Source organism: Acinetobacter sp. AR_0276 (assembly GCF_003000705.1).
In the GTDB taxonomy this organism is placed as follows: domain Bacteria; phylum Pseudomonadota; class Gammaproteobacteria; order Pseudomonadales; family Moraxellaceae; genus Acinetobacter; species Acinetobacter nosocomialis.
Genome location: NZ_PSQO01000004.1, coordinates 302365 through 319883, shown reverse-complemented (window position 1 = coordinate 319883; position 17519 = coordinate 302365). Strand labels below are relative to the sequence as shown.

18 protein-coding genes and 1 pseudogene are annotated in these 17519 nt (G+C 34.5%); 14 read left to right on the top strand and 5 right to left on the bottom strand.

The window, feature by feature from the left end; genetic code table 11:
- The first annotated feature begins 190 nt into the window (after nt 1-190).
- The 6 genes and pseudogenes from CSB87_RS02405 to CSB87_RS02380 all read left to right on the top strand — a co-directional run.
- Nucleotides 191-1426 (top strand): mechanosensitive ion channel family protein, encoded by a 1236-nt coding sequence (locus CSB87_RS02405; RefSeq protein WP_002048675.1) that lies wholly within the window; start codon nt 191-193, stop codon nt 1424-1426.
- 309 nt (nt 1427-1735) lie between these two features.
- The gene (locus CSB87_RS02400) at nt 1736-1987 is read left to right on the top strand and encodes a hypothetical protein (protein ID WP_002048677.1); all 252 of its coding nucleotides are present in this window, start codon (nt 1736-1738) and stop codon (nt 1985-1987) included.
- Between the two features lie 412 nt (nt 1988-2399).
- The gene (locus tag CSB87_RS02395; protein WP_004708205.1) at nt 2400-2870 is read left to right on the top strand and encodes a hypothetical protein; all 471 of its coding nucleotides are present in this window, start codon (nt 2400-2402) and stop codon (nt 2868-2870) included.
- Nucleotides 2871-3052: 182 nt separating this feature from the next.
- Nucleotides 3053-3406, top strand: a complete 354-nt coding sequence (locus CSB87_RS02390; protein ID WP_228131592.1) for a hypothetical protein — start codon at nt 3053-3055, stop codon at nt 3404-3406.
- A 159-nt stretch (nt 3407-3565) separates the two neighbouring features.
- Complete coding sequence (locus CSB87_RS02385; protein ID WP_004708208.1) at nt 3566-3847, top strand: hypothetical protein; 282 nt, start codon at nt 3566-3568, stop codon at nt 3845-3847.
- A 169-nt stretch (nt 3848-4016) separates the two neighbouring features.
- Nucleotides 4017-4271: pseudogene (locus tag CSB87_RS02380) on the top strand (hypothetical protein); the annotation flags it as partial.
- A 62-nt stretch (nt 4272-4333) separates the two neighbouring features.
- Here the strand turns inward: CSB87_RS02380 and CSB87_RS02375 are convergent.
- Nucleotides 4334-5466, bottom strand: a protein-coding gene (locus CSB87_RS02375; protein ID WP_223235881.1) for an IS3 family transposase whose coding sequence is annotated in 2 segments (ribosomal slippage) — nt 4334-5214 and nt 5214-5466 — 1134 coding nt in all. Because the reading frame shifts where the segments join, the coding sequence is not laid out codon by codon here.
- A gap of 451 nt (nt 5467-5917) precedes the next feature.
- On the opposite strand from CSB87_RS02375, the gene CSB87_RS02370 reads away from it, so the two are divergent.
- Nucleotides 5918-6049, top strand: a complete 132-nt coding sequence (locus tag CSB87_RS02370) for a hypothetical protein (protein ID WP_002048661.1) — start codon at nt 5918-5920, stop codon at nt 6047-6049.
- 44 nt (nt 6050-6093) lie between these two features.
- On the opposite strand, the gene CSB87_RS02365 is transcribed toward CSB87_RS02370, so the two are convergent.
- Nucleotides 6094-6795: a hypothetical protein gene (locus CSB87_RS02365; RefSeq protein WP_031952726.1), complete on the bottom strand. Its 702-nt coding sequence runs from the start codon at nt 6793-6795 to the stop codon at nt 6094-6096.
- A 382-nt stretch (nt 6796-7177) separates the two neighbouring features.
- Between CSB87_RS02365 and CSB87_RS02360 the strand changes: the two genes are divergently transcribed.
- A complete protein-coding gene (locus CSB87_RS02360) occupies nt 7178-7612 on the top strand; it encodes a hypothetical protein (RefSeq protein ID WP_002053610.1) in 435 nt (144 codons plus the stop codon).
- Between the two features lie 59 nt (nt 7613-7671).
- Here the strand turns inward: CSB87_RS02360 and CSB87_RS02355 are convergent, their stop codons facing one another.
- The gene (locus tag CSB87_RS02355) at nt 7672-9255 is read right to left on the bottom strand and encodes an ATP-binding cassette domain-containing protein (protein WP_031952724.1); all 1584 of its coding nucleotides are present in this window, start codon (nt 9253-9255) and stop codon (nt 7672-7674) included.
- Nucleotides 9256-9517: 262 nt separating this feature from the next.
- Nucleotides 9518-9961 (bottom strand): universal stress protein, encoded by a 444-nt coding sequence (locus tag CSB87_RS02350; protein ID WP_002053669.1) that lies wholly within the window; start codon nt 9959-9961, stop codon nt 9518-9520.
- Nucleotides 9962-10249: 288 nt separating this feature from the next.
- Here CSB87_RS02350 and CSB87_RS02345 point away from each other — a divergent pair, with 288 nt between their 5' ends.
- The 5 genes from CSB87_RS02345 (at nt 10250) to CSB87_RS02330 (ending at nt 15579) form a co-directional block, all read left to right on the top strand.
- Entirely contained in the window at nt 10250-10477 is a 228-nt protein-coding gene (locus tag CSB87_RS02345; RefSeq protein ID WP_000774578.1) for a hypothetical protein, read from the top strand.
- A 175-nt stretch (nt 10478-10652) separates the two neighbouring features.
- Complete coding sequence (locus tag CSB87_RS20030) at nt 10653-10826, top strand: hypothetical protein (RefSeq protein WP_022575551.1); 174 nt, start codon at nt 10653-10655, stop codon at nt 10824-10826.
- A gap of 257 nt (nt 10827-11083) precedes the next feature.
- Entirely contained in the window at nt 11084-11527 is a 444-nt protein-coding gene (locus tag CSB87_RS02340) for an RDD family protein (protein ID WP_002053613.1), read from the top strand.
- A gap of 560 nt (nt 11528-12087) precedes the next feature.
- A complete protein-coding gene (gene mgtA, locus CSB87_RS02335) occupies nt 12088-14844 on the top strand; it encodes a magnesium-translocating P-type ATPase (RefSeq protein WP_031952721.1) in 2757 nt (918 codons plus the stop codon).
- A gap of 15 nt (nt 14845-14859) precedes the next feature.
- Nucleotides 14860-15579 (top strand): MgtC/SapB family protein, encoded by a 720-nt coding sequence (locus tag CSB87_RS02330; RefSeq protein ID WP_002053619.1) that lies wholly within the window; start codon nt 14860-14862, stop codon nt 15577-15579.
- Between the two features lie 73 nt (nt 15580-15652).
- Here CSB87_RS02330 and CSB87_RS02325 read toward each other — a convergent pair whose 3' ends face one another.
- Nucleotides 15653-16825: a benzoate/H(+) symporter BenE family transporter gene (locus CSB87_RS02325; protein WP_004886636.1), complete on the bottom strand. Its 1173-nt coding sequence runs from the start codon at nt 16823-16825 to the stop codon at nt 15653-15655.
- A gap of 187 nt (nt 16826-17012) precedes the next feature.
- On the opposite strand from CSB87_RS02325, the gene CSB87_RS02320 reads away from it, so the two are divergent.
- Nucleotides 17013-17486, top strand: a complete 474-nt coding sequence (locus tag CSB87_RS02320) for an Lrp/AsnC family transcriptional regulator (RefSeq protein WP_000344224.1) — start codon at nt 17013-17015, stop codon at nt 17484-17486.
- The last annotated feature ends 33 nt before the right edge of the window (nt 17487-17519 follow it).

Here is a 17519-nt window from a genome sequence, read left to right as displayed (position 1 = left end):
TAACTAGTCTTACTTTAAAAATGAAAATCTACTTATTGCCTACTTGAATCATTTTTCTAAAAATTAATCTAATTTAGCGATTAAGTATTATAGACGTGTTGTATTTATGACGACATATGTAAACAAGCCTTAATCTATAACATACGAACACTTTAAAATTATTGAAAATAAAGTTGTAAGGTGTAAGGGTTTGGATTTTTTTAATTATTATCGTGATCTTCAAGCTGAGTTAAGCAACTATCCTTGGCTAGAAATGATAGTTTCACTCACAATTTTGATTTTATTTGCTGCGTTGGCAAACTTTATTGCTAAGCGAATTATTGTTCGGGGAATCCGTCATTTAGTGACTAAAATCAAGTCACTTAATCAATCTGTTTTTGCTCAGCATAGTGTTATTAAGCGATTTGCCAATATTGTGCCAGCCATTGTGATTATGAATGGTATTACCACTGTTCCACACTTATCTGAAAAAGCCATTGCTTTGGTACAGATGGGCGCACAGGCATTTATTTTCCTGACTATTGCGCTCACTATTAGTGAATTATTAAATATATTTAACTTAATCTATCAGCGTAATCCAAAATCTAGAAATAAGCCGATTAAAGGTTATTTACAACTCGTTAAACTCATCATTTTTGTTGTTTGTGGTTTGATGATTTTAGGTACCTTCCTTAAAAAGGATGTATTTACCTTACTGGCTGGCTTCGGTGCGATGGCAGCCGTATTAATGCTGGTATTCCAAAATACCATTTTGTCATTGGTCGCGAGTGTACAAATTGCTTCTTATGACATGGTACGTATAGGAGACTGGATTGAAATGCCATCGTTAAATGCCGATGGTGATGTGATTGATATTTCATTGCATACTGTCACAGTCCAGAACTTTGATAAAACCTATACCACCATTCCAACCAATAAACTCGTAACGGACACTTTTAAAAACTGGCGAGGTATGAGTAATGCCGGTTGTCGCCGTATGAAGCGTTCTCTTTATATTGATCAAACTAGCGTTCACTTCATGACTGAAGAAGAGCAGCAAAAACTTAAAGATTTTCTATTATTAGATCAGTATCTCAATGCCAAGCAATCTGAAATTGAAGAATTCAATAAGCATTTAGGGAGTCAGTCACGCTATAACAAAAGACGTTTAACCAATATTGGGACATTCAGAGCATATGTTGAATTCTATTTACGTCAGCATAAGGGCATTGCTCAAAACCAAACTCTTATTGTTCGTCAATTACAACCAACGAGTGAAGGTCTACCTTTAGAAATTTATGCTTTTACCAATACTACGGCGTGGGTTTCTTATGAAGCAATTCAGTCTGATATATTTGATCATCTCATCGCGATATTGCCAGAGTTTGGCTTAAGAGTGTATCAAGCGCCTTCAGGCCATGATTTTCAAAAACTAACAGTAGAATAACTAAATAGAAGAATGCTATCTTTCTTGATTTTTCAAATAGATAGCATTCTTTTAATAATTTTATACATTAATTAATAATTATTTTTGGAAAATTATTATTAAATAGCGGTATAAATTGACTATACCAAGTTATGTGCTTTTCATAACTTGAAAAAGATTAATTTTTAAGCAAACTCGATCTATAACTTTTCAGGAGTAAGGCTTAAGTAACAATTTTGACACTTTGAACAAAGAAAATACTAAATGTTTAAGAATAACAAACAATAAAGTTGCTTTACTAAAATTTGTTAGGTGAGTTGGAGTGTTTGAATGGCTACAGCAATAGAGAACCGAGCTAGACAACTTAAAAACGCAAAACGTGGAGGATATGCGCCAACCATTGCCAAAGATGTAAACAAACACAAAGTCCAAAAACTAAGGAGAGCTCTAGACGAAGCCCGGCGATATGTGAGTGAACTAAATGACGAAACCATTATCTTTGACGATCAAGACGCAAGGCAAAAGGCTGAAGGAGCCAAAGCAATAATTGAAATGTTTGAAGCAGCTTTAAGCGGTGCATGAGTACCATCAAGCTAAAACATAAATTATAGAAGACCTTGCTGAAGACACGGTTAACTTTTCAGTCCCTCGACTAAAAACTCGTTATTCAGCAAGGCAGCAAATAAAAAATAATTCAAAAATTTCTATATTCTATTTTTAGATAAGACAGCACAAAAAATATAAGTCAAATAATATTATTGATGAGCTTAATTTTTTTCAGAAAATTATTACCAACTATAAAATCTTTCCGCACATAAAATGCGACGAATTTTGCATTTTATTTAATTGCTGTGGCTTATTATGGAAGGCAGTTTCACAACCCTCTTATTGATTACATTTGGCATTTCAACACTTACATACTGCAATAATATATCCATCATACTTCCCTAAAAATCTGATCAATCACCAAAGTCAGAATAAGAGGGAAGGAACCATGCCAAAATTTCTAATAATCGCCGAGAAGGTGTATAAAAAATTCGAAGAAGATAAATTGTTCTCTGATAACCTGATTGAACAATTAAATAATTTGGTCAGCATTATTCGAAAAGAGATAAAGGGAACCCCCTGTAAACTCAAATATAATTTTATAGACTTTGAAGAATGTCTAAGCAAACCCTTAAATGAATGTTCAATTAAACTCGACATGAGCTTAATGCCTAAATATAAAAATAAGGGTGAATATATTATGTGGTTAGCAAGCTTTATTGAAAGAATTACAACAGGTGGTCAGCCAAAACTTCCACCACTTTCAAGTATTGTACCTGCTGACTTTAATACTAAAAAAGAACCTCAATCCGTACTTGAAAGTAAAAAGGCAGTATCAGAAGAAAATGCCAAGATGATCGTGAACTATTTTAATTCCGAAGAGTATAAAAAAAATAATAAAAAAATAAATCTGGTTTAAAACCTATAAAAGTGTGTGTCCACCGCACTTTTATAATTGCTGATAAATTTCAGCAACCGCCTTCTGGGGCGGTTTTCTTTTATATAATTTATTTACTTTATTTGATGGTGACAGTCTTATAATATGCACTTTTTAATTATCATAAGCGAATATTACATATTATGAAATTACGATTTTTTATCTTGGGTTTACTTATTTGTACTAACACTACGGCGGCACCAAACACAAGCTTTGAAGATGAATATTATAGTCTTTTAGAAAAATTCCATATAGATCAAGCACAAAGAGATGCTTTTATCAAAAAGAATGCGAATAAAAATTTAACCAGTTCGCAAAGGAAAAAGCTAGATTCAATAGAATGTAGCTATATGCAATCCGAATTAAAATATAATGAATTTCTTATTTCTAGATTTAAAGAATATAAAACTTTCATGAAAAGATCTGGTCTAGTAGTAGCTGCTGATAAAGAGTTAATTCAAATGGATATTGATTCTTTAAAAGAAGAAATAAATGGTCCTAATGGAAAGTGTAAATAACTATAAGCACCGATAACGGTGCTTTTTAAAAGGATTTTTTTATTTTCAATACGATATACATTACATACTTAAACAATTGGATCATAAAAAAATCCATAACTTATCTGTATAGCATGTTAAGTTTTTCTACACATATATAAATTATAGAAGGACTGAAACATGAAATGTTCATATCAAGATTTGGATGGAAACAGTGTTGAAATAACTTGTGAAAGTTACATACATATACCATCCGGTGCAGGAGTAAACAAAATAGCCGGGAATAATCGGTCGGCAGACCTAATACATATTACCGAAGATTTCAGTTTTTTTAAGAAAACACAGGCAGATTCAATACCCATCTATCGATTTGCTGTTGATGATAATTGTAATGTTTTTAATAGTGATGAGTTACCAGCTTTGGCACAGATTGGAACAAATTGGAAGGTTTTAGATGAATAGTTTTTAAAATGAAAACATAGTCTATAAGTTAATTTTAAATATTTTGTAAAATTTATCAAATAGTAAATATTTAACTAAACTTAATAGAGGTATTATAGACAGCTAAATTAGATGTAGTCTGAATATTTATAGGCAGTTTTAGACTAAATGTTGCATAGTGAGAAAGAACATGAAGCGCCTTATTACATTATTTTTATTGCCTTATGCTACGGGTACATTCGCTCAGGAGCCCTTCGAAGTCAGTAAAAGCTGTTTTGTTGTGAATGGTAAAAATAGTACTGAGACTTGCTTACTCTCTTCTACGAATAACTTAAGTTCTAACTTTGAAAGATTAACTTTTCCAAATAGTAAAGTATTTATAAAAGAATCAAATATTTGTTCTCATGAGGATTCATGTATTTCTGTGGGAAGTAATTTATCGAATTAGAGGTGGTCCCACATGTTTGAACAACTAAAAGCTTATTTATAAGTGATACTCTGCTCTAGTTAAGCTACCTTATTTTGTTGTGGTAGCTGGTCATAGTAAAACTCATCTGGAGTCATTTTGTCCAGACTCGAATGAGGTCGTTTCAAATTATAAAATTCAAAATATGCGTTTAATTGCTTCTTCGCATCCAAAACATTGCTGTAGGCTTTGAGATACACCTCTTCATATTTAACGCTCCGCCATAATCGTTCAACCATCACATTATCAACCCATCGACCTTTACCATCCATACTGATTTGAATGCCATTTGATTTCAATACATCAATAAATGCATCACTGGTAAACTGACTGCCTTGGTCTGTATTAAATATTTCAGGTCGACCATATTTTTCAATAGCTTCATTTAATGTTTCTATGCAAAATGTAACCTCCATACTAATCGATACTCTATGCGCAAGTACCTTGCGGCTATGCCAATCAATCACAGCACATAAATAAACAAAGCCTTTTGCCATAGGGATATACGTTATATCCGTAGACCACACTTGATTACTGCGCTGAATAGCCAATCCTTTGAGCAGATATGGATATTTGCGGTGAGCTTGATTAGCCTGGCTTAAATTTGGTTTGCAATATAACGCATTAATGCCCATTTTCTTCATTAAAGTACGTGTATGACGTCGTCCTATATGATGTCCTTGACGATTCAACAAATCACGCATCATACGGCTACCTGCAAAAGGGTATTGCATATGTAACTCATCCATACAGCGCATCAGCTTCAGATCTGATGCACTCACAGGTTTTGGGCGATAGTAATAACAACCACGGGAGACTTTCAGCAGCTGAGCTTGCTTAGATACTGAAATCTGAAGTGAGTCATCGATTAACTTTTGTGGTTGAAGCGGCCCAGTTTCTTCAACACACCTTCTAAAAAATCAATTTCTAATGCCTGCTCACCGATTTTTGCATGTAGTTTTTTTAGATCGATGGGTGGTTCTGTTGGAGCTTTTGATTGATCGAAAGCTTGCGAGGAAGCTGAAATCAGTTGATTTTTCCAGTCGATAATTTGGTTTTGATGAACATCAAATTCAGCACTCAATTCAGCAAGTGTTTTTTCTGCTTTAATCGCAGCAAGTGCTACCTTAGCTTTAAAATCATTTGAATGATTTCTTCTTGGTCTACGTGCCATAAAATACTCCATATATTGATGTTTATAACATCATTTGGGGAGCAAAATATCACTTATAAGTGTTGTTCAAATTTCCTGATCCACCTCTAATTTAAAAGATGCGACTATTTATTATCGTGATTTTAAAACTAAAAAGATTATTGAAGCACCTGAAAAAGATTCATGGACATGCTTTAAGCAACAGCATGATCGGTTAGATTTTTGTGTTTCCTACAATTAACAAAAGCTTACCTCTAAGAGTGATAATTAAAGTAATGAGCGAAAACTAGTTAAGTATCCCTCTCATCTCTAAAACTGCTGCTATTTAATTATCAATGCTTTAATTATGTGTGCTCCATTCTAATTTACATTTCTATGCGAGAAGTACAAAAAAGTCTATAAACCTATGCTGATCGTAATATGGATAGTCAGTATTTATAACCTAATCAATGGAAACTATATGAGGTAAGACATGACTAAAATTATAGCTACCCTAGGTTTAGCAGCAATTATTTCAGTCTCTGTTGCGGCATGCCAAGGCGAGAACGATACCAAACAGCAAGATAAAACCACAACGCCGCACTCATTAGATAAAGACTCATAAAACTAAAAAAGCCCATCAATAGATGGGCTTTTTTAATCTTATTTTCACTTAAAAAATGGATTACTCACAAAGACTAAACCGACTGAAAAAAATGAGTCATCTTTAGTCTGATTTAAACGGTTACCGTAACTTGCGTTGAACTGTATATTTTCTTTGTACAACATATATTTAATACCGGTTTGATAAAATGAATCACTTCGATCATTTCCATACACTTCAGCAGTAACCGTTAAGGGTTTCGTAATGAATGTTTCTGTACCCATACCCCAAGTAGTTTGCTCGCGGTGAGTGGTGTGTTCTCTAAGCCAGCCCACATTAGTATGCAATAAGAAATGGTCATCCAACATAGAAATACTTAAGGGTACATTCACAGTCCAATCTTTTTCAGAAGTGTGGTTATTATTAATTTGGCTAGAAAATGAAACACCAATTCCCCAGTTATTGGTCTCAAGTGGTTTTATAAGCGTTTTCCCTTGAACAGTTGTATAAGTGATATTACCTGCCTCATCAGAAAAATGACGCCCCAAACCTACACCAAACTCAAAATTGCCATCAATATTGCAAGAAGGAATAACCCAATATTCCTTATCTTTAGAATTATTCTGCATCCATGAGTCAAGTTGACAAGAATGGGCTGGGACTAAAGAAGCATCATCAACGACCATTGGTCGTCCAGCATAGCTACAAATAAATGCCAAGCAAGTGCTAAAAAAAACGATAGATTTTTTAAAATTAAGAAATAGCATGGATGACTCCAAAACAACAAGGAGCATATGTAAGTATTTACTTGTTTTTTAAATAACTGATAAATAAGAAATAAAGCAAAAGGGAAGGACTCTCTTAAATCCACAAGAGAGCCAGTGGGCTTTAGTGGATACTTAAATCTGAGTCGATGATTTATTCTTATCAATCGAGCAAGTACTCACAATGAAGCCCCTAAAAATTCGTTGCGCGGATTCTAAGGTGGTTTTTATGAGCTGGCAAGTTAAAGTTTCATGACATATATTTTTTGAACAACTATTAAAAGACTTACAAACTCAAACGTTACTCATCAAATTTATACATAAAGTAAAATTTAATAAAAAGTATCTTTTTTATAATTATTTAAAAGAATTTTGAGGGTTAAAAATGAAAAAAAATATTAAAATTTTATTATTAACAGGATTAATTGCAACTTTACCATTAACTGTTGTTGCTAAAAATGTTGAAACCAAAGTAAGCTTTTTAAAAGGTTCTGATCAAACAACTTTAACAGGAAAATTTCAGGGCTATGATGATGTAAGGTATCGAGTTTTTGCAAAAAGTGGACAGGTTTTAAAATTTAACATTAATAGTTATAGTAACTTAGCTTATATTAATGTTTTTGCTCCAGGTCAAAAGCCAGGCAAAGATAAGGCATTATTGGTAGGCTCGACTACAGGCTCTTCAGGAGAAGTAATACTACCCGTTGATGGTGACTATATTATTCAAGTTTATCAAATGAGAAATAGTGCACGAAAAAATAGAACCGTATCATTTAATTTAGATCTTCAAATAGTAAATAATAAAAATATAAAATACTAATTAAGACCATCTATATAAAAGCTCTAATAATTAGAGCTTTTATAGAAGATTAAAAAATATTAATTTAAATAAATTGACTCATGAATTCCGCACTTTTCAACAAAAGCTAAATCATGAGAGACTAATAACACAGCACCTTTATAGCTAGAAATAGCATTTGCAAATAGCTCTCTTGATTCAATATCTAGATGATTTTCTGGTTCATCGAGTAATAAAAGTTCAGGCATAGTCTCTGCATGACTTAAACCTAACAATGCGACTTTTAACTTCTCACCACCACTCAGTTGAGCTAAAGGATAAGTCCCTTTTTCACCACGAAGCCTAAGCTGACCTAGTAGATTTCTCCACTCTAACTCAGAAATATCAGGATTAATATTTCTTAAATTCTCAACAGCAGAGAGATGGTCTAACAAAAAGCTGAAGTTCTGATCTAGATAGAAGCAATTTACAAATAGGCTAATTTCATCTGTAGGCGCTACAGCAGATTGAACAATCTGTTTAAGCAAGGTTGATTTACCGACACCATTACGACCAACTAAGTGAGTTTTTTGAGAAGCTTTGAGGGCAAAATTGATGGGTTGCTGTGTTCCATAGTGGAGTTTTAAGTCATGAACTCTAAGAATTTCTCCTGAACGTTTTTGAAAAGAGGGGAATATAAATTGTTGAGGTTTAACAGTTTCCAGAAGTGATTTTTTATTTTTCAAATCCTGCTGGCTTTGCTCAATTTGACGGTGATGTTGAGACTGGATTGCTCCTAAACTTTGTCCAGCCTGTTCTTTTTTAAAGTCGAGTAAAATTTTAGCTTGTGAGTTTGAATCACGAAGTTTGTTGCCAGCACGCTCACGTTTTTGTGCTTTCATTAAAACATCATGTTGCTTCTGCTTCATGTGCTTAACTTCACGTTGATGTTGATGTACAGACTGTTCTAAAGCCTCAACTCGTGTTTGATATTGCTCATAAAAAATTTCATAGTTTCCTGTAGTGTGCTGTAAGCCATGTTCATTTAAGTGATAAATATGGTCCACTTCATTTAACAAAGTTAGATCATGGCTAATGATAAGAGCACCCGCCGGATGTTTCTTGAGGTGATGAATTAACCACTGTCTAGCATCTTGGTCGAGATGGTTACTTGGTTCATCAAGCAATAGATAGTGGTCGGTTTTTAAAAATAATGCTGCTAACGCTAACTTGTTTTTTTGTCCTTCACTTAACTGTTTCACCGGAAAGTTTAAATCGGTTGGTAAGTGAGCCGATCGCAATAAGGCTTCCCAAACAGAAGGGAGATCCCAATTGCCTTCTAATAAATCATAATCATCGAATTCAGCTTCGCCTTGTTCTACTCTTTGCAAAGCTTTATAAAGATGGTCAATCTCTAAAGCTTCTGCAATGGTGGATGAAGAAAGGCGCGTTAATTGAGCTAAATACGCATGCTTAGACAGCCAAGTAATTTGACCACTAATGTGCATTTCTTTGGTGGGCGAAATGTCTTGGAGCAACTGCATAAGTAAAGACTTACCTTGACCATTGCGGCCAATTAAAGCTGATACTTGATGATGCTCAAGTGAAAAATTTAATTCTTTAAACATCACTTTTGAAGGAAATTCTAAAGTGAGCTGCGATACTACACATGCCTGCTGAGTCATAAAAAACCTCATAAATACAGGATGTACAAAATAGGAAAGTTAAGCTTTAAATAAAGACGTTAAGTCACTAAAAATAGTCTATTTTGCACATCAAAAAAGAGAAAATTGATGAGAAAAAAGACTTACTTCATTGGCGTGACTCACAAAATAGAAGGGGAAAGAGACTAATAGTTTATAACGGTTTTTAAGCTGTGTAAAACTTATGCATTTTTTTATGATGAAAAGCCTAATCACTAGATTAGGCTTTTATTTGACTAAGCAATTATTCTTTTACCACCAAAACTTGGATTTTAGTGCTGTTTAGAACATCTTGTGCAAAACTACCTAAAATAAGTTTTTGGAAACCTTTGCGACCATGAGAACCAATAACGATCAGGTCTGATTTTAAGTCTTCTACTGCTTTTAAAATGCCATCAGATGAGATTTCACCTTGAATAATTTGTGTATCAATATCAACGCCTTCTTCAGCACATAAGGCTTTTACCTTGGCAAGCGTTTTTTCAGCATTCGCACGCGCTTCAACAAAATAATCTTTTACAACAGGAGAGATGTAATAAAAATCAACACCACTAAATGGATCTACTGCAACAAGACTAATTGCTGTAAGTTTACTACCAAAAGCTTTAGCAATATGGGCAGCTTGTCGGGCTGCTGCCAAAGAAATCTCGGAACCATCCACAGGTACAATAATATGTTGATAATTCATAATGTTATTCCTCTTATTTACAAGTTGTTATATGTATGAAGCTTTTCTTACTTAAAGATTAACACATTTGTTTAAAGGTAGAAATCAATTCAATTAAGTTGTCATTAAATTAAATAAAAATGAAATATATAATTGATTTTTATTGCTTTTAAAATGAAATTGCTTGATCGATATAGAGTAGAGTGAAAATTTTATTTTTTAGATGAACTTTACAATAAATTACTTTTCATATTTTTGTCATACAGAACTCGTATAACCAAATAGTATATTCAGTGGGGGAGTATAAGTATGGCAGATTTAACAGCAAAGAAAGTAAGTAAACTTATTGAAGAATTTCGCCAAACAGGTAAAGAACCGGAAAAATTAGTAATTGGATATAAAACTTATGCAAGACTTATGGCTGACGATAAGTTTGCTGAAAAAGTAGTACCTTCACTGGAAAATTCAAAAGATCGTTTATATAAAAATCTGAAAATAAAACTTATTACTGAAAAGCACTATTTTGAAGTTAAATAAATTATAATTGTGATATTTGTCACAGTTTATTTTTTATTATTAACATTTAGCAAGAATTATTAACATATTGTTTTTGAGTTAATACAAAGAAGGTGTGTATTCAACATTTGAGAACAATTTATTGCTAAAAGCGCTAGAATGAGTTGATTTTATCGTAAATGGTTGAATAAACTAAATGTTTAAGTTAATTATAATTTTATTTTATCTACTCACTATTCTAGGTGTTTTATCTATACTAGGCGGTGTATTAACTTTAAGCTTCTTTTTGATAATTATTGGTTTAGGACTAATCTGTGCTGCATTACTATTGAAGAAAGAATTTAAAATTGATGTTTTGTTTTGGAAATAATCAGCCGTTATATATTATTAATTCAATAAAAATAATTAAACCACCTCATCTAGAGTGAGGTGTATATAAAATACTTAAATATTATATATGCTGTTATAATTTATTGGTCTCAACAGTACTTATTACAATTCTAAGTAAAATAGAAAATTAAAAATTATTTCAAGTATTTAAAAATAAAAAGATTTCCTTTAGGATTAAAGTAAAATGAAGTTGTCTCTTTAGTATAAGGCAAACGATAACAAAACAGAGGTGTACGCATGAGCTATAAATACGAATATGCAGGGTTCTGGTTACGATTTGGTGCAATGATTATTGATACACTTATTCTTTTTTTAGCAATTATTCCAGCTGCATGGGTTTTTTATCGTGGAGATTATGATCTGATATTTGCGACAGGAATGAGTAGTAAACCGCAAAACTATTGGTTTGATCTGATTGTAAATTATGCTTTTCCATTTTTATATACCGTTTTATGTTGGCTCTACTTTGCAGGTACACCAGGTAAACGCCTTATGCGTTTAAAAGTTCTCGATGAAAAAACGGGAAATAAGTTAACTTTGATGCAATCCATCATTCGTTATATTGGATATATTCCATCCATCTTAGTATTTTGTATTGGTCTTATTTGGGTGGCATTTGATCCTAAAAAACAAGGCTGGCATGACAAAATGGCGAAAACTGTGGTAGTCAAAGAGCTGTGATTTTAAGCTGGAATTTTGTTAATAAAAAATTACAAAAAAATTCTTGTGTGTTATAGAGTAAAACATATACTTGCCGCGAGTTTATTTAATGGAGATCCTAAATGGGTAGTTGTTCGAGGTTCGAGTTTAATTATCAATTAAACCAAAGCCAATACTGAGCAAGATAACCATTAGGAAGGGCTATCTTGCAATGAGATAGCTTTGTAAAAAATTAGATTAAACCTATACAAATTACTTTTTGTAATTAAGTACTTCAAGCACTTATCTATTTAGTTTCTCGCTAGAAATGGGGAGAAGCCAATGTTCTTATATGCTTCCACACACTGCTATAACTACCAAAATTCAATTTTGGTAAATAATTCGTCTCATACGATTCAAAGTATTCGAGCTATGTTCAAGCGCGTGACTTTCCGTCAGCGTTGGTTCGGCTTTGGGCTAATTTTCTCTTCTTCATCGTAACTTTACGATCTCCTATCCCTTTCTAAATTTTAAATTTTTATAGACTTTATTTATCAATAAGGTCGAGAGCTTTGTACGCCTAAAAAATGGAGGATTTCGCGATGAAATTCTGGCAACGACTCTTCACAGCATTTTTACAAAGATTTCATTTGATGCGTTTTTTTGGTCGTAATCGATCTTTTAAAGAGCTACATCAATCTAGCTATGCTCAAGAAATTAGCAAAAATTTATCTATGCGTTTGCTCGATGCATCAAGAGCCCAATCAAGTGATTTATTAAAACAATTCAATACTCATTTCACAGGGCTTACAGAAGAACAAGCACATACACAGCAAATGGCAGTGGGGCTCAACGAGATTACTCATGAGAAGCCATTAACTTGGTGGCAACATCTTTGGTATTGCTACCGCAATCCGTTCAATATTTTGCTTAGCCTTTTGGCATTAATTGCTTTTTTTACCGATGATTTAACGGGTTCAACCATTATTAGCGTGATGGTTATTCTCTCGACGTTACTTCGTTATTGGCAAGAAGCAAAATCAAATCAAGCTGCAGATGCTTTAAAGGCAATGGTAAGTAATACCGCTACAGTACTGCGTCATCAAGTTAGTGCAGAAGATTTAGAGCTTATACATGAGCGTTATGACATTGATATTAAAAACCAAACCAATCACCAATTTGAAATGCCAATTCAATATTTGGTGCCAGGTGATGTGATTTTATTATCTGCAGGTGACATGATTCCTGCTGATTGCAGAATTTTAAATGCCAAAGATTTGTTTGTCTCTCAAGCTGCAATGACTGGTGAATCAATGCCTGTCGAGAAATTTCCATTGCAGAAAAATCTCGAAGAAACGAGTGCTTTAGAGCTAGATAACATTGTATTTATGGGGACCAATATTGTTTCTGGTTCGGCTCAGGCAGTTGTTTTAAGTACGGGTATTCAAACATATTTTGGTGCACTCGCTCACCGAGTTACAGCTACTGATCGAAGTAACACGGCATTTCAAATGGGTGTCAACAAAGTCAGTTGGTTACTTATTCGTTTCATGTTGGTGATGGCACCTGTTGTACTTTTCATTAATGGCTTTACTAAAGGTGATTGGACAGAGGCATTTTTATTCGCATTATCGGTTGCTGTTGGTCTTACTCCAGAAATGCTACCGATGATTGTGACTTCAACTTTAGCCAAGGGTGCGGTTTTCTTATCTAAAAAGAAAGTAATCGTTAAACGTCTAGATGCGATCCAAAACTTTGGTGCAATGGATGTTCTGTGTACCGATAAAACTGGAACGCTAACTCAAGACAAAATCTTTTTATCCCAACATATTGATGTTCATGGTGAAAAATCAGACTTTGTACTCATGCAGGCATTTTTAAATAGTTACTATCAAACAGGTTTGAAAAATCTGCTTGATGTGGCTGTGTTAGAAGCTGTTGATGATCAGATCAAAACGCAAAAGTTACGTTATAAGAAGTTAGATGAAGTTCCTTTTGATTTTGATCGCCGCCGTATGTCGGTTGTTGTAAAAACACCTCAAGAAAAAGTGCGTATGATTACCAAGGGCGCAGTTGAGGAAATGTTAAAGGTTTGCCGTTATGTCGAGGTAAATGGCAAAGTAGAGCCTTTAACAAAGCAACGTGAAGTTGCAATTGAAGCATTAACTCAACGTTATAACCGAGATGGCTTACGTGTTGTTGCTGTAGGGTATCGTGAGTTTGATAATAATCAGGAAAATTATTCGGTTGTTGATGAAAGTGATTTAATTTTAATTGGTTACATCGCATTTCTTGATCCACCTAAAGAGTCTGCTCGAGAAGCAGTACAAAGTTTGCATGCTCATGGTGTAACCGTAAAAGTACTTACTGGTGATAATGAATTTGTCACTCAAAAAGTGTGCCGAGAAATTGGCCTGAACTATGATCAAGTTCTATTGGGCGGTGTAATTGAAACCTTAACCGATGAGCAGCTCAAAAGAGCAGTAGAGCAATACCACATTTTTGCAAAGCTTAGCCCTGTACATAAAGAACGTATTGTTGAGCAGTTAAAAGCCAACGGACATGTAGTTGGTTTCTTGGGAGATGGTATTAATGATGCCGCGGCTATACGCGCTGCCGATATTGGTATTTCAGTAGATACGGCAGTAGATATTGCTAAAGAATCAGCAGATTTAATCTTGCTTGAAAAAAGCTTGATGGTGCTTGAAAAAGGTGTAATTGAAGGCCGTAGAACTTTTGCCAATATGTTGAAATATATCAAAATGACGGCAAGTTCAAATTTCGGTAATGTTTTTTCGGTATTAATTGCGAGTGCTTTTATTCCATTTTTACCAATGCTGCCTATTCACTTACTCATTCAAAACTTACTTTATGATGTATCACAAATCGTGATTCCATTTGACAACGTTGATGAAGAGTTAATTGCAAAACCGCAGCGTTGGCAACCTGAAGAAGTTGGCCGTTTCATGGTGGTGTTTGGACCGATTAGCTCTATTTTTGACATTATCACTTTTTGTTTAATGTGGTTTGTGTTTTCAGCAAATACACCTGAACATCAGACTTTATTCCAGTCTGGCTGGTTCGTAGTGGGGTTACTCACTCAAACGTTAATTGTGCATATGATCCGTACGGCTAAGATTCCATTTATTCAGAGTCGTGCTGCAACCCCATTGTTAGTTATGACAGTAGTGATTATGTGTATTGGTATTTTCTTACCAATGGGTCCTTTAGCAAGTTATTTAAAACTGCAAGCTTTACCATTAAGTTATTTCTTATATTTGCCTTTAATTTTAATTGCTTATATGTGTATTACTCAATGGGTGAAAAAAATCTATATCCGCCGTTACGGCTGGCAATAAAATTATAGGTGCAAGATGAAGTTGCAATTTCTACAACATGCAGATTTATCTAATATTGTTGATACATTAATTAGTCTCTCAGTTGCTTTTATTTTAGGTGCTTTAATTGGATTTGAACGGCAATATAGGCAACGGACTGCTGGTCTTCGGACCAATGTGCTGGTCGCTGTAGGTGCTGCAATCTTTGTGGATGTTGCAACAAATCTTACTGGAGCAGATGGCGCTGTTCGGGTCATTGCTTATGTGGTTTCGGGTATTGGTTTCTTGGGCGCAGGTGTAATTATGCGTCAAGAAGGTAACATCCATGGCTTAAATACCGCAGCAACTTTGTGGTGTTCTGCTGCGGTGGGGGCTGCTGCGGGTTCTGACTTAATTATTGAAGCCATACTGGCAACAGCTTTTATTTTATCTGCCAATACGTTGTTAAGACCGATTGTTCATATCATTGATCGTCGTCCATTAGACGATGATACAGAGGTTTTACATGTAATTTATATTATCTGTGACCGAAGTCAGAGCAAAGTAGTTATGGATGAATTAAATCTAACGTTGAAGCACCACAATTACCCTCCCAAAGACATTGATGTAACACCTTTTGGAGAGAAAGAGGTTGAAATAGAAGTGACCTTAATTGCGACTTCAATTGAAGCGGAAGAAGCGCAGCATATTATTAACCACTTAAATGCGATGCCACAAATAAGACAGGCTTTTTGGGATAAAAACGCAATTAATTAATTTAATGAGACTTTGCACTTAATTATTTATGAAATGCTCTAAATGGTTAAGCGCAAAGTTTCTATTTTAGGTGTTATTTTTTAACCTTAAATTTAAGGACTACAAATACAATAATACCGACAATTAATCCCCAAAATGCCGAACCAATACCGAAAAATTGAATACCCGAAGCACTACATAAAAAGGTAAATAGTGCTGCTTCACGGTCTTCAATTGGGCCAAAGGCAAGCGCAATGTTATGGCTAATGGTGCCAAGTAATGCAATACCTGCTAAAGCTACAATAAAAATATGAGGAAAAGACATGAGTAAGCTTGTCAGTGTTGCTGCAAAGAGTCCCATCAATGCATAGAAAAAACCAGAGCTTATGCCAGCAATATAGCGTTTACTTGGGTCAGGATGAACTTGATCATCAAGGCATACAGCCGCACTGATCGCGGCAATATTGACGCTATAACAACCAAAAGGCGCAAGCAAAACTTGGGTTAAACCAGTCCAGCCAATGAGTTGATTGACATGTGGTTTATAGCCATAACTTTTAATCATGGCAATACCGGGTAAATACTGTGAAGCCATACTAATCACAAACAGTGGTAGCGCTAAGCCTAAAACTGCTGACCAGCTAAAAACAGGACTAATCCAAACAGGTTTAGCCAAAGACCAGTGAAGTGTAGGCATATGAAAGTCTAAAAACACAGGGCAGAGCACAACACCAGCAAGTGCTGTGAACACGATGCTATAACGCGGCCATAATCTTTTGGTAATGATATAAATGACGAGTAAAGATAAAACGAATGCCCAATCATTTTGCAAACTTGCGAAAAGTGAAATACCAAATTTGAGTAAAACGCCTGCAAGCATGGCACTGGTCAAGCTTTGAGGAATATATGAAAGCGCCTTTTGAAATATTCCTGAAAAACCTAAAACCGCAGTCAGTACACCAACAACTAAAAAAGAACCAATTGCTTCATTTATGCTATATCCACCGCCAGTTGCAATAATTAAAGCGAGACCGGCAGTAGACCAAGCTGTTGCTACAGGGTATTTAAATTTCCAAGAAAGGATGAGTCCTGATAAACCAAGACCCAAACCTAAAGCCCAAAACCATGAGGTGATTTGTTCAGGTGAAGCATTTAAAGCTTGGGCTGCCTGAATCACTAAAATAGCCGAAACACTAATACCAATTAGAAAGGTAATGAAACCCGCGAATACGGCTGGAATAGAAAAATCTTGAAGAATCTTTTGCATGGCTAAATGTTCTAAGTCCCTGAAAAATTGATATGTTTCTGCCTATATTTTCAGCCAGATAAATCTAACAATTTTTTTTAAGAAGGTGCTTTCTATTTTGGGTGTAAAAATGAAATAATATTTTTTAAATAGCTATAAATGCTATTATTCATTTCATAAAAATTAATGAATACTGGATATTATTCTTATGGATGAACAAGCTGAAAATTTGACACCGCTTGAGCTGAAAATTATGCGTTGTTTACAAGAGAACGGACGCTTAAGTAATGCCGAACTAGCAAAACTTGTTGGTATTAGTACCTCGTCATGTTGGAATCATACGCAACGTCTTTTTAAAATTGGAGCAATCTTGGATGTTCGTGCTCGAATCAATCCAAGTATGGTGCAGCGTGAGACCATCGTTTTGGTTGGGGTAGTGCTGGACCGTTCAACACCGGATAGCTTTCAAGCTTTTGAACAAGCCGCAGGTGATTTGGAGAATGTTCTAGAGTGTTATCTAGTTGCCGGAGAAGTCGATTATTTTCTAAAAATTCGTGTTAAAGACTTAGCTGCTTTTAACCGATTTCATAGTGAAAAAATTATTGCCTTACCGGGAGTAAGGCAGGTGAGAACATTCTTTGTACTTAATGAAGTCAAAACAGATGGCATGCTGGCATTTTAATAATTTAATAAGTTTTAACTTTATTGCCTTAGT